General features: G+C 51.4%; 7 protein-coding genes and 1 tRNA gene. 4 read left to right on the top strand and 4 right to left on the bottom strand.

Annotated features, from left to right (window positions below):
- Nucleotides 1–78: 78 nt before the first annotated feature.
- A complete protein-coding gene (gene ghrA, locus SBG_RS05085) occupies nt 79–1,017 on the bottom strand; it encodes a glyoxylate/hydroxypyruvate reductase GhrA (RefSeq protein ID WP_000402542.1) in 939 nt (312 codons plus the stop codon).
- Nucleotides 1,018–1,252: 235 nt separating this feature from the next.
- Between ghrA and SBG_RS05075 the strand changes: the two genes are divergently transcribed.
- Nucleotides 1,253–1,340 (top strand) — tRNA-Ser (locus SBG_RS05075).
- A 465-nt stretch (nt 1,341–1,805) separates the two neighbouring features.
- On the opposite strand, the gene phoH is transcribed toward SBG_RS05075, so the two are convergent.
- Nucleotides 1,806–2,594: a phosphate starvation-inducible protein PhoH gene (gene phoH / locus SBG_RS05070; protein WP_000533519.1), complete on the bottom strand. Its 789-nt coding sequence runs from the start codon at nt 2,592–2,594 to the stop codon at nt 1,806–1,808.
- Complete coding sequence (locus SBG_RS22865) at nt 2,573–2,869, bottom strand: hypothetical protein (protein WP_000245491.1); 297 nt, start codon at nt 2,867–2,869, stop codon at nt 2,573–2,575. Before SBG_RS22865 ends, phoH begins: the two co-directional genes overlap by 22 nt.
- Nucleotides 2,870–3,286: 417 nt before the next feature.
- Here SBG_RS22865 and SBG_RS22505 point away from each other — a divergent pair, with 417 nt between their 5' ends.
- Nucleotides 3,287–5,563, top strand: coding sequence for an NEL-type E3 ubiquitin ligase domain-containing protein (locus tag SBG_RS22505; RefSeq protein ID WP_141025018.1), 2,277 nt, complete (start codon nt 3,287–3,289; stop codon nt 5,561–5,563).
- Between the two features lie 115 nt (nt 5,564–5,678).
- A complete protein-coding gene (locus SBG_RS05050) occupies nt 5,679–7,439 on the top strand; it encodes an NEL-type E3 ubiquitin ligase domain-containing protein (RefSeq protein WP_000936836.1) in 1,761 nt (586 codons plus the stop codon).
- Between the two features lie 50 nt (nt 7,440–7,489).
- On the opposite strand, the gene putP is transcribed toward SBG_RS05050, so the two are convergent.
- Nucleotides 7,490–8,998: a sodium/proline symporter PutP gene (putP, locus tag SBG_RS05045; RefSeq protein ID WP_001018466.1), complete on the bottom strand. Its 1,509-nt coding sequence runs from the start codon at nt 8,996–8,998 to the stop codon at nt 7,490–7,492.
- A 420-nt stretch (nt 8,999–9,418) separates the two neighbouring features.
- Here putP and putA point away from each other — a divergent pair, with 420 nt between their 5' ends.
- Complete coding sequence (gene putA, locus SBG_RS05040) at nt 9,419–13,381, top strand: trifunctional transcriptional regulator/proline dehydrogenase/L-glutamate gamma-semialdehyde dehydrogenase (RefSeq protein ID WP_000537478.1); 3,963 nt, start codon at nt 9,419–9,421, stop codon at nt 13,379–13,381.
- Nucleotides 13,382–13,417: the final 36 nt, after the last annotated feature.

Raw genomic sequence — 13,417 nt, 5'->3', positions numbered from 1 at the left:
CTCCTGTAGTCATTTCCGACAAGGATAGCAGGTATCGCCAGCCTTTTTTAGCGAAACCCGGTCCGCGCCGGGTTGCTGTTAATATCCTCTGACCCGGTCAACTTGCCCCGTCACCGGCTCTCCGTTTTCCAGCTGGTGAATGGTGCGGGAAATATAATCAATGGCTTCCGCCGGACGGGTGACTGCCGCAATATGCGGCGTTATGGCGACTCGCGGGTGACGCCATAATGGACTTTCCTGCGGCAAGGGTTCCTGGCTAAAGACATCTAACATTGCACCTTTTAGCTTGCCGCTATCAAGCGCAGTCAGCAGATCCTTCTCCTGGACATGAACGCCGCGTGCAAGATTCAACACGTAAGCGCCATCCGGCAATTGATCCAACAATTCACTATTAATAATGCCCACCGTTTGCGCCGTATTCGGCAGCAGATTAATTAGCACGCGGGTCTGGCTCAGAAAGGCGCCAAGTTCTTCACGTCCCGCAAAACTTTCTACGCCGGGCCAGGATTTGCGGCTACGACTCCAACAACGTATTGGGAATCCCCATGCCTGTAGGCTTTCTGCTACTTTTGAGCCCAACACCCCTGCTCCCATGATACCGACACTAAATTCATCACGTGTATATTCCGGCAACGGTTTCCATATTCCCTGACTTTTCAGCGCCTGATAATCATCGAAACGCCGGAACCAGTGTAATACCTGACTCACGGCATATTCCTGCATTTGCAGCCCCATACCGGTATCTTCCAGACGAAAAAGAGGAATGGTGATGTCCAGCATTTCCGGATGTGCTTTTAATTTACTCAGAATTGAATCTACTCCTGCGCCCAATGCAAATACGGCTTTTAGTCGTCTTCCGGCCAGCATCTCAACCGGAGGCTGCCACACAAGCGCATAGTCTGCGGGATGGTTATCACCGACTTTCCATTCACGAACGCGCGCATAGGGTAGAGCCTTCTCCAGCGCATTTATCCACCAGGCGGCGTTAAATGTCGGGTGATAAAAAATTATCTCCATGTTATCTCCTGAGCAATATTGTGCGGAATGTGGTTGCGTCTATTATCAGCGTTTTCAACGGGATGTTCAGCATAGCAAATTTCCTGGCACGGGCAAAAAAAGCCGTTTTCGCTTATTAAAGCCGCAGATTGGTGGAAGTTTGTATAAATGCACTTTTTTTTAAAAAAGTTGATTGACGTAGAAAGGATATTTCCCTACATTAGCGCCCGTTCCAGCAATGCTGGTACGACAATATGGTGAGGTGTCCGAGTGGCTGAAGGAGCACGCCTGGAAAGTGTGTATACGGCAACGTATCGGGGGTTCGAATCCCCCCCTCACCGCCATCTTCAAAAAAGAGCGCGTACGAAAGTACGGGCTCTTTTTTACATAAAGCCACCCTGCAGGGGGGATGAGAACACCCGACCGGGGGTCGACAACTGGCGCAGCCAGTTGGACAGACCACGAACACCGTGAGTGGGCTGCCCGCAGGGCGAGCAAAGCGAGTCAATCCCCCCCTCACCGCCATCTTCAAAAAAGAGCGCGTACGAAAGTACGGGCTCTTTTTTACATAAAGCCCCCCTGCAGGGGGGATGAGAACACCCGACCGGGGGTCGACAACTGGCGCAGCCAGTTGGACAGACCACGAACACCGTGAGTGGGCTGCCCGCAGGGCGAGCAAAGCGAGTCAATCCCCCCTCACCGCCATCTTCAAAAAAGAGCCTGTACGAAAGTGGACTGTACCCCAAAAGTTGGACACCCAACTGAGTAAGGTGCAGTCCATCCCCAGGGCTTTGCCATTCAATGCTCTGTTAACGGTAGGCGTAAAGCGTTCGCTGACAAAGCGCCGAGCGCACGCAGTCGTCTTTATCAAAACGCACTATACCTATCATCTCATCTTCGCTAAAACGGGCTAAAGCATCGCTTAAACCTGACTGTACGTGTGCGGGCAAATCGCACTGGGTGATGTCGCCATTGACAATGACCGTCACGTTTTCTCCCAATCGCGTCAAAAACATTTTCATCTGTGCCGCAGTTACATTTTGCGCCTCGTCGAGGATCACGACAGCATTTTCAAAAGTACGCCCACGCATATAGGCGAACGGCGCAATTTCTACCTTGCCAATTTCCGGACGCAAACAATATTGCATAAAGGAGGCGCCCAGCCGTTTAAGCAGTACGTCATAGACAGGACGAAAATAAGGGGCAAACTTTTCAGCAATATCGCCGGGCAAGAAACCCAAATCTTCATCAGCCTGTAATACAGGACGGGTCACAATGATTCTGTCAACATCTTTATGTATCAATGCTTCCGCCGCCTTTGCTGCACTAATCCACGTTTTCCCACACCCGGCTTCACCGGTCGCAAAAATGAGCTGCTTATTGTCGATTGCATTTAAATAATGCGCCTGTGCTTCATTTCGCGCTTTAATTGGCGAGGTATCACGACTATCGCGCGCCATGCCAATGGCTTCTACTCCGCCCATCTGCACCAACGTGGTGACTGATTCATCTTCACGTTGTTTATGACTACGCGAATCTCGTCTCAACACCCGTTTCGCTTCACGACGTGCTTTGATCACTGCTTTTTGTCTTCCCATGGATAGCACCTTGAGTTGTAGGTATACATCACCCGCGTTTTGTTGAACGCGATTATGCGCACACACATCTGAGGGTTGGCTTCCTTGTAAGCCTTAGCTTGCTTTTTGAAACGACGCCATACATGGCTACGCGCACCAACTATGACGTCAGGAATACGGGGAATAATAGAAAAGATGAGATATTTTAAGGTGACAAGACGACCACCGGAGAGAAAACGTCCGTACAGGGTGTTGTAACTACTGTAAAAAATGTGTCCAATTGTGGACATTACCATTCGCGATCTCCATAGTGAGTGACCGTCACCGTCGGGGGAACTACCGCTGTTACTTAAGTACAACACAAAACATCAAAAATGCAACAATATATTCACCAAATCTTAACCTCACTTCATTGCATTACAGTCAGTCTCTTACAAAAAGATTACACTACTATTTCACTGTCGGGTGATTAAAAAATATCAAAATCAGCCCTGCCGGGTATTAATTCCGAAAACAGTAGCCGGATATTGAACAGGCCGCTGGCATCAGGTTCAAATGGCTGAATAGCCATCGTTACAGGCTACATCGACACTAAAACGGTGATTATTTACTGTGATTCATATGGCACTTTTGTGTTTATAGCGCTTACTCGTTATTTTCTGGCATCACCGTATAGCGCTAAGGATAATGATGCCATTACAAGGAAAATTCACATGTGGCCAGTCGGTAACAATCCAGGGCAGATTCAACCCGCAGCACCAGAATCATTACCAGTAGATGGCGTTAGCTACTATACCTTATGGCAAACCTGGGCCAGTGAGGCAGTTGCAGGCGCAGGAGAACAACGAGAGATTGCCGTTGAAAGATTGTGCGCTTGTCTTGGCAATCAGGAAAACACACTGGATTTAGAAGGCCTTAATCTGCGTGCTTTACCTACACTTCCAGCGTGCGTTTCAATACTGAATGTAAATAATAATAATCTATCTGCCCTTCCGGAGCTGCCCGCAGGATTAAGCCATCTGACTTGCGCTGGCAATGCATTGACTTCACTTCCCTCGCTTCCCTCTACTTTGATGACACTTGATTGTTCACAAAATAGATTACCCGAACTGCAACATTTACCGTCCGCATTAACGGCGCTTAATTGCTCAAAAAACGCGATGAGAAGGCTTCCTGATTTACCTGATACGCTTCAATCATTAGATTGTTCAGGTAATAATATTGCCTTAATCTCAGAATTACCTGATAGCTTACACATCCTGGATTGTTCTGGAAACCGTCTTGAGGTTCTGCCGGATCTTCCTCCTTCATTAAAAAACCTTGATTGTTCAGGAAACGGGTTAATAGGTTTTCCATTTATGCCTTTTTCACTGCACACACTAAATTGCTCATATAATGAATTAACCGGGCTTCCTCCTTTTCCTGCTTCACTGAGATATCTCGATGTCTCTTATAATGAATTCAATTCGCTTCCGTCATTGCCTCATTCGCTGACGACGTTCCTGTGTCTGCATAATCCACTCCATGAACTTCCTGTGCTCCCTTCTTCATTACAAATATTGGGGTGCGCCAGCACGTCATTGGCGGTGCTTCCTCCTCTACCACCGACATTACAAGAACTTCACTGCCAGAATAATCAACTGCTTTTACTTCCTGAATTACCCGATTCGCTGACCAGTATCGATTGCTCAAATAATCGTCTGGTAAGAATGCCTGCGCTACCCAATTCGCTGATATCGCTTGAGTGCTCCAACAATCGTTTGATAACACTTACCGCCTTACCTGACAACCTACAATTACTTGTTATTATTAATAATTCACTCACACAACTTCCTTCCTTACCGGAATCGTTAAGGTTTCTTAACTGTTCAAATAATACACTTACCGTACTCCCTGATTTGCCGGCCACGTTGGATGGACTTTATTGTCATGCCAACAGGCTGGAAACACTCCCTGCGTTGCCTGACGCGCTCCAGGAAATTGGCTACAGCGGTAACCCACTGGCAACCTTACCCGAGCTTCCCGCGTCCCTCATAAGGTTGAATAACAATCCGCGTGCCGGAGGCGCTATTGCGCCCCCTCCGCTCCAGCAAAGTATTGCAAACTGGTTCTCATTTGCTCAGCGCAATGAAATTCCTGCTCATTTTCCTACTGTTACTAACGAAGAGAATGCAGAGGTATTTAGTGCATTTCTTGACAGACTCAGACACCGTTATCGAGCTCAACAGTATGAAGGTTTCAGATCGCAAGTTAGGGCGTTTCTCATTCGGCTGGCTGATAACGCTGAATTAAGAGAAAAAGTGTTTATGTGCGCCTATGAATCGACACAAACTTGTGACGATCGCGTATCGCTGGCGTGGAATACGATGCGGATCGCTGAAATGACTTTCACGGTAGAACGAGAGGGGCACGAAGACAATATACCAGAAATGCTCAATATTGCCCGACAAGTATTCCGCATGGAGTTGCTAACGGATATTGCCAATAAAAAAATCCAACGGCTTCTCAGAGAGAATAATACCTTTAATGAAGACTTAGAAGTGATACTGGGCCTACAAACCCAATTGCGCGACGTTCTTCATTTAACGCAAGTCGCACCCGATATGTATTTCTTCCGTTTTTCTCATCTGACTGAGATAGATATAAATACTGCAGAGCGCCAGGTACAGGCAACGGAAAATAGACAGTTTGAATCATGGCTTAATAATTGGGAACCATGGCAAATGTTACTCAAACGTATAGATCCCCAGTGGTATGAAGCTGCTGAAAATGAAAAATACGCTTTTGTGGATAGCCCTGATTTCGAATCGCAACTGGAGGAAAAACTACGCATACATCAGGTACCTCCTGATGCTCGTGACGATGCCAGACGTATTTTAGGCAACATAGTTATTACTGAAAAGATACAGGATATCTTTAAAAATCAAACACGTAAGATTTTAGACGCGAAGGGGTGCTTATCATTATTGGACCCCGTATGGACTGAATAAAAAAGAGCGTTAGCTACAGCGTTAACGTACGCCGCAAGCGGCTAATACCGCCTCTATGTGATTTTACTGGCATCGGCATCTCAACCATGTTGATGCCACTAGCAGGAGAGTTAGTATGCTGCCAATAAACCCTAATTCCGCACGCCTTCCGACAGCCGCCTCAGAAAGTTCGTTGGCTATGGGCAAGGACTACCCTGCTATCTGGCAGGCCTGGGTAAAAGCCGCCCCCGAAGGAAGCCATGAATTGCGGGAGATGGCGCTCAAAAGATTGCTGGTTTGCCTGGAGAAACAGGAGAGCATGTTAGATCTCAGTGAACTCGATTTAACTTCGCTGCCAGACTTGCCACCATTAATTACGACACTGCGTGTGAATGATAATCATCTTTCGGCGTTACCGGAGCTGCCTGAGTCGTTACAGATACTCATCTGTTCATTTAATCCACTGGAGCAACTGCCCCCGTTGCCCCACACGTTGAAAGCGCTTACCTGTTCAGCCTGCCATCTGAAAAAGTTGCCTTCATTGCCAGACGCACTGGAGGAGCTCAGTTGCTCATCGAATCCTCTGGAAGCACTCCCCGGACTCCCGGTATCGATGAAGTATCTTACCTGCACAAACAATGACCTTAAGGCACTGCCTGCTCTACCAGAATCACTACGTACATTGATTTGCTCAGACAATCCACTCTCAGCATTACCCGGGTTACCGGGATCACTGTGTTCACTCACTTGTTCAGGATGCCAATTAGGAACACTGCCGGATTTACCAGAGTCGTTAACTTCTCTCCTTTGTCAACGAAATCAACTCCGGGAAATCCCACCATTACCTGTTGATCTCGACGAACTTAACTACCTGGAAAATCCCCTGCTGCAATTTCCTGTTTTGCCGCCGTCACTTAGTACACTTAATAATAGCCCCTATGAAGGTGGCGCGACTGACACAGCGCGTCCATTGACGGATAGCGCCGCCGACTGGTTTCCCCTCGTCGAGCGACGAGATATTCGTGAGCGCTTTCGGACGATCACACATGAAGCAAACGCTGGCGTTTTCAGTGAATTTTTAGACAGGTTGCGCAACCGTTATTCCGGCCCGCAGTATGAGACCTTCCGGTATCAGGTTATGGGTTGTCTCAACCGCTTAGCAGCTTCGTCTGGGTTACGGGAAAGGTTATTTATGTGCGCTCTGGGAGCGACGGCACGCTGTGACGACCGTGTCTCTCTTAGCTGGAACAATATGCGCGTTGCGGAAATGGCCTACACCGTGGAACAACACGGCGCTGAACATAATCTCCGCAAAATGGTCGACCTCGCTCGCGAGGTATTCCGTATGGAAAGACTTACTGAGATCGCCAGTCAGAAGATCGCTCAAATTCAACGCACGCACGGACACTTCAGTGAGGATTTAGAAGTTCTGCTGGGTTACCAAACCGTTCTACGACATACGCTTCATTTGACGCAAGTCGTACCAGATATGTATTTCTTCTCCTGTTCGTATCTGACAGCAGAAGATATAGACGCGGCGAAAATTCAGGTTCAGACCGCAGAGAATCACCATTTTCTGGAGTGGCTTAGTCTGTGGGAACCGTGGCAGCTACTGCTTAAACGGCTCAATCCTGCTGCCTGGGACGCTGCAGAAAGCGAAAAAAACGCTTTCACGGTTAGCGATGAATTTCAGATCCGAATCAAGACGAAGCTACAAATGCGCGGCTCGCCGGAGTCCGCTTCCGATGAGGCAATACAGAAGGCTGGCGTCGAGGTGATGGAAGAGAAAATGCGGGAATTATTTATACCCTGTACCCTCAGTACGCTGGAAGCCAAAGCGCAGTTACCGCTACTGAACCCCGTCTGGAACTTATCAGGAGACCAGGCGGGAGTGTAACCGCCTGGTAAAAGAGGCCCGATACACGTTAACGCTATCGGGCCTCCCGGTTATTCCGCCTGCAGCTTCGCCGGCGGCGCTGAATGATAATGCGCATCCGCTTTTGCAAAACGCTCCTGCATCGCCGCGGACGGTGCTTTACCCAGCAGGCTAAAGAGGACGATCACTATACTGCCGAAAATAAAGCCAGGAATGATCTCATACAGATCCAGCCAGCCATACTGCTTCCAGACAATAACAGTGACCGCGCCGATGATCATTCCCGCCAACGCGCCGTTACGCGTCATACGCGACCACATTACAGAGAACAGAACAACAGGTCCAAACGCCGCGCCAAATCCAGCCCAGGCGTAGCTTACCAGCCCCAGCACGCGATTATCAGGATTCGCCGCCAGGGCAATGGCGATCAGCGCGACCACCAGCACCATCACTCGCCCTACCCATACCAGCTCTTGCTGGCTGGCACTTTTACGCAGAAAAGCCTTATATAAATCCTCCGTAATCGCGCTGGAGCATACCAGCAACTGACAGCTCAATGTCGACATCACCGCCGCCAGGATAGCAGACAGCAGAACACCGGCAATCCACGGGTTAAACAGGATCTGCGCCAGTTCAATAAATACGCGTTCTGAGTTTTGGTTCACCGCCCCGGCCAACGCGGGGTTATTGTTAAAGTACGCAATGCCAAAGAAGCCCACCGCCACCGCGCCCGCCAGACACAAAATCATCCAGGTCATACTGATACGACGCGCATGAACAATACTGTGATGGGAATCCGCCGCCATAAAGCGCGCCAGGATATGCGGCTGACCGAAGTAACCCAGTCCCCAGCCCATCAGGGAAATAATGGCGACAAAATTCAGCCCCTTGAGCATGTCGACATTTTCGATGCTCTTTTGCTTGATCACCTCCAGCGACTCGCTAAAACCACCTACGCCGACAATCACCATCACCGGCGTCAGGATTAACGCAAAAATCATCAGGCTGGCCTGAACGGTATCCGTCCAGCTAACGGCAAGGAACCCGCCGATAAACGTATAGATAATGGTTGCCGCGGCCCCCGCCCACAGTGCGGTTTCATAGCTCATACCGAAGGTGCTTTCGAACAGCCGTGCTCCAGCGACAATACCTGACGCGCAATAGATGGTGAAAAACAGCAGAATGACCAGCGCGGAAATAATACGCAGCACCCGGCTCTTATCCTCAAACCGGCCAGTAAAATAGTCCGGCAGTGTGAGCGCATTATTATTAAATTCGGTATGCACGCGCAAACGTCCGGCCACCAGCTTCCAGTTAATCCATGCGCCTAGCGTCAGGCCAATGGCGATCCAACTTTCTGAAATCCCCGAGAGAAAAATAGCGCCAGGTAGCCCCATTAACAGCCAGCCGCTCATATCCGACGCGCCGGCAGATAATGCCGTAACAAAAGGCCCCAGACTGCGGCCGCCAAGAATATAGTCATCAAAGTTTTTGGTTGAGCGCCAGGCGATAAACCCAATCAATATCATGCCAAAAATATAGACACAGAATGTCACCAACATCGGTGTGCTAATAGCCATCAAGGTTCTCCAGATTTATTTATTGGCACTACCGTAGCGTGCCGTTTTGTACCCTGCCGGAACGTGGCAAGGGTGTTATGTTTACCAGGGCGACCGTATCCTGCCGGAAGCGGTGGTTATTCACAATCGATTTAACACACCATTTACATCAAATTTGATTGCAGAGGGATACTATTTTTCTCCAGGTTGCACTCTCTCACATTTTTTGCGGTTGCACCTTTTAAAAGTGTTAACTACCGCAGAGAAAATAATCCCAGATTATTTTTCAGTCAGACTCCCTTCTTATTTTTTTAACAATTTATTCATTTTTAAGCTTGCAACGCAGGTCACATTTAACGCGGTTGCACAAAGTTGCAACATGATAGATATTTCTCGCTAACTATTGGTTAGCAGATAGAGCGAACAACAGGAGTAGAGGGTATGGGAACCACCACGATGGGGGTTAAGCTGGACGACGCCACGCGCGAACGGATCAAAATGGCCGCCTCGCGTATCGATCGCACGCCGCACTGGTTAATAAAACAGGCAATCTTTAGCTATCTGGACAAGCTGGAAAATAGTGATGCCTTGCCGGAACTACCTGCGCTGTTTGCCGGCGCGGCGAATGAAAGCGAGGAGCCGGTCGCACCGCAGGATGAGCCATATCAGCCTTTCCTGGAGTTTGCCGAACAGATCCTCCCGCAATCCGTCTCTCGCGCCGCCATCACCGCCGCCTGGCGCCGCCCGGAAACCGACGCGGTATCCATGCTAATGGAACAGGCGCGCCTGCCACCGTCTGTCGCTGAACAGGCACACAAGTTGGCGTATCAACTGGCGGAGAAACTGCGCCATCAAAAATCCGCCAGCGGTCGCGCGGGTATGGTGCAAGGCCTGCTGCAGGAGTTTTCCCTCTCCTCGCAAGAAGGCGTGGCGCTCATGTGTCTGGCAGAAGCTCTATTGCGTATTCCTGACAAAGCCACGCGCGATGCGTTGATTCGCGACAAAATCAGCAACGGCAACTGGCAGTCGCATATTGGCCGTAGCCCATCGCTGTTTGTCAACGCCGCGACCTGGGGGCTGCTCTTTACTGGCCGCCTGGTTTCTACCCATAACGAAGCCAACCTTTCGCGGTCGCTGAACCGCATTATCGGCAAGAGCGGCGAACCGTTAATCCGCAAAGGCGTCGACATGGCGATGCGTTTAATGGGCGAGCAGTTCGTTACTGGCGAAACCATCGCGCAGGCGCTGGCGAATGCCCGCAAACTGGAAGAAAAAGGGTTCCGCTATTCTTACGATATGCTGGGCGAAGCCGCGTTGACCGCCGCCGATGCGCAGGCCTATATGGTCTCTTACCAGCAGGCGATTCATGCCATCGGCAAAGCGTCTAACGGTCGCGGTATTTACGAAGGGCCAGGCATCTCGATTAAACTGTCCGCCCTGCATCCACGGTATAGTCGCGCGCAATACGATCGGGTAATGGAGGAGCTTTATCCGCGCCTGAAATCCCTGACGCTGCTGGCGCGCCAGTATGATATCGGTCTCAATATCGACGCCGAAGAGGCGGATCGTCTGGAGATCTCGCTCGATCTACTGGAAAAACTCTGCTTCGAACCCGAGCTGGCGGGATGGAATGGCATTGGCTTTGTGATTCAGGCTTACCAGAAACGCTGCCCGCTGGTGATTGATTATCTGATCGAGCTGGCCTCACGTAGCCGCCGTCGTCTGATGATTCGTCTGGTGAAAGGCGCCTACTGGGATAGCGAAATTAAACGCGCGCAAATGGAAGGGCTGGAAGGCTATCCGGTTTACACACGCAAAGTGTATACCGACGTCTCTTATCTGGCCTGCGCGAAAAAACTGCTCGCCGTACCTAATCTGATCTACCCGCAGTTCGCGACCCATAACGCCCACACACTGGCGGCGATTTATCATCTTGCCGGGCAAAATTACTATCCCGGTCAGTACGAATTCCAGTGCCTGCACGGCATGGGAGAACCGCTGTATGAACAGGTCACCGGTAAAGTGGCGGACGGAAAACTTAACCGCCCCTGCCGTATTTACGCGCCGGTGGGAACACACGAAACCCTGCTGGCCTATCTGGTACGACGCCTGCTGGAAAACGGCGCCAACACCTCTTTTGTCAACCGCATCGCCGACGCCACATTGCCGCTTGATGAACTGGTGGCGGATCCGGTCGAGGCCGTGGAAAAACTGGCGCAGCAAGAAGGTCAGGCTGGCATACCACACCCGAAAATTCCGCTGCCGCGCGATCTGTACGGCGAAGGTCGGATAAACTCCGCCGGACTTGATTTAGCGAATGAACATCGCCTCGCCTCACTCTCTTCGGCCCTGTTAAGCAACGCCATGCAGAAATGGCAGGCCAAACCGATACTGGAACAACCGGTGCCCGACGGTGAGATGATGCCGGTTATCAACCCGGCGGAACCAAAAGACATTGTCGGCTGGAGTCGCGAAGCGACAGAAAGCGAGGTTGACCAGGCGTTGCAAAACGCAGTCAATCAGGCGCCTGTCTGGTTTGCAACACCGCCGCAAGCACGCGCCGCCATTTTGCAACGCGCGGCGGTATTGATGGAAGATCAGATGCAGCAACTGATTGGCCTGCTGGTGCGCGAAGCGGGGAAAACGTTCAGCAACGCCATTGCCGAAGTACGCGAAGCGGTGGACTTCCTCCATTACTATGCCGGGCATGTGCGTGACGACTTCGATAACGAAACGCATCGTCCGTTAGGGCCAGTCGTCTGTATTAGTCCATGGAACTTTCCGCTGGCGATTTTTACCGGCCAAATCGCCGCTGCGCTGGCGGCAGGCAACAGCGTTCTGGCGAAACCGGCAGAGCAAACTTCGCTGATTGCCGCCCAGGGCATTGCCATTCTGCTGGAAGCGGGTGTACCGCCGGGCGTCGTGCAACTGTTGCCGGGACGGGGAGAAACTGTCGGCGCCCGGCTTACCGCCGATGCGCGCGTACGCGGCGTGATGTTTACCGGTTCTACAGAGGTCGCGACGCTGTTGCAGCGTAATATCGCTACGCGTCTTGACGCCCAGGGCCGCCCCATTCCATTCATTGCAGAAACCGGCGGTATGAACGCCATGATTGTCGACTCTTCCGCGCTCACTGAACAGGTGGTCGTCGATGTGCTGGCTTCCGCTTTCGACAGCGCCGGACAACGCTGCTCCGCGCTCCGCGTCCTGTGTTTGCAGGAGGATATCGCCGAACATACGCTAAAAATGTTGCGCGGCGCGATGGCGGAGTGCCGGATGGGTAATCCGGGCCGCCTGACGACCGATATCGGGCCAGTGATTGATAGCGAGGCTAAAGCCAACATTGAGCGCCATATCCAGACAATGCGCGCCAAAGGCCGCCCGGTTTTCCAGGCCGCGCGTGAAAACAGCGAGGATGCGCACGAATGGCAGACCGGTACGTTTGTTATGCCAACGCTTATTGAACTGGAAAACTTCGCAGAGCTGGAAAAAGAGGTCTTCGGGCCAGTGCTGCACGTCATACGCTATAACCGCAACAATTTGGCGGACCTTATCGATCAGATTAACGCCTCCGGCTACGGACTGACACTGGGCGTACATACCCGTATTGATGAAACCATTGCACAGGTCACCGATTCGGCGCATGTCGGCAACTTGTACGTTAACCGTAATATGGTGGGTGCGGTAGTCGGCGTACAGCCTTTTGGCGGCGAAGGATTATCCGGCACCGGGCCAAAAGCGGGAGGGCCATTGTATCTCTACCGCCTGCTGGCACATCGTCCACAAGAGGCGCTCAGTACGACGCTTGCTCGTCATGATGCACGTTACCCGGTAGATGCGCAGCTTAAAACCACGCTACTCGCACCGTTGACCGCCCTGACGCAATGGGCGGCGGATCGCCCGGCGCTACAGACGCTCTGCAGACAATTCGCCGATCTGGCGCAGGCAGGTACGCAGCGTTTGCTACCGGGGCCGACCGGGGAGCGTAATACCTGGACGTTATTGCCGCGTGAACGGGTATTATGTCTGGCTGATGACGAACAGGATGCACTGGCGCAGCTTGCCGCCGTTCTCGCCGTCGGTAGTCAGGCGCTATGGCCGGATGACGCCTTCCATCGCGATCTGGCGAAACGCCTGCCCGCAGCCGTCACGGCGCGTATCCAGTTTGCGAAAGCAGAAACATTGCTGGCGAAACCGTTTGACGCAGTCATTTTCCACGGTGACTCCGATAAGCTGCGAACCGTGTGCGAAGCCGTCGCCGCCCGCGAAGGCGCAATAGTGTCAGTGCAGGGGTTCGCCCGCGGCGAAAGCAATATCTTGCTGGAGCGGCTCTATATTGAGCGTTCGCTGAGTATAAACACTGCCGCCGCAGGCGGAAATGCCAGCCTGATGACAATTGGCTGATACTGTGCTTAATTAAGGCTCCGTAAACGGAGCCTT

This window comes from Salmonella bongori NCTC 12419 (assembly GCF_000252995.1).
Classification (GTDB): domain Bacteria; phylum Pseudomonadota; class Gammaproteobacteria; order Enterobacterales; family Enterobacteriaceae; genus Salmonella; species Salmonella bongori.
This window is presented reverse-complemented; position numbering and strand designations above follow the sequence as displayed.

Bases quoted from the DNA above. Each gene is read 5' to 3' on its own strand.
- ghrA (WP_000402542.1), bottom strand. From the start codon at position 1,017: ATGGAGATAATTTTTTATCACCCGACATTTAACGCCGCCTGGTGGATA.
- phoH (WP_000533519.1), bottom strand. From the start codon at position 2,594: ATGGGAAGACAAAAAGCAGTGATCAAAGCACGTCGTGAAGCGAAACGG.
- SBG_RS22865 (WP_000245491.1), bottom strand. From the start codon at position 2,869: ATGGTAATGTCCACAATTGGACACATTTTTTACAGTAGTTACAACACC.
- SBG_RS22505 (WP_141025018.1), top strand. From the start codon at position 3,287: ATGTGGCCAGTCGGTAACAATCCAGGGCAGATTCAACCCGCAGCACCA.
- SBG_RS05050 (WP_000936836.1), top strand. From the start codon at position 5,679: ATGCTGCCAATAAACCCTAATTCCGCACGCCTTCCGACAGCCGCCTCA.
- putP (WP_001018466.1), bottom strand. From the start codon at position 8,998: ATGGCTATTAGCACACCGATGTTGGTGACATTCTGTGTCTATATTTTT.
- putA (WP_000537478.1), top strand. From the start codon at position 9,419: ATGGGAACCACCACGATGGGGGTTAAGCTGGACGACGCCACGCGCGAA.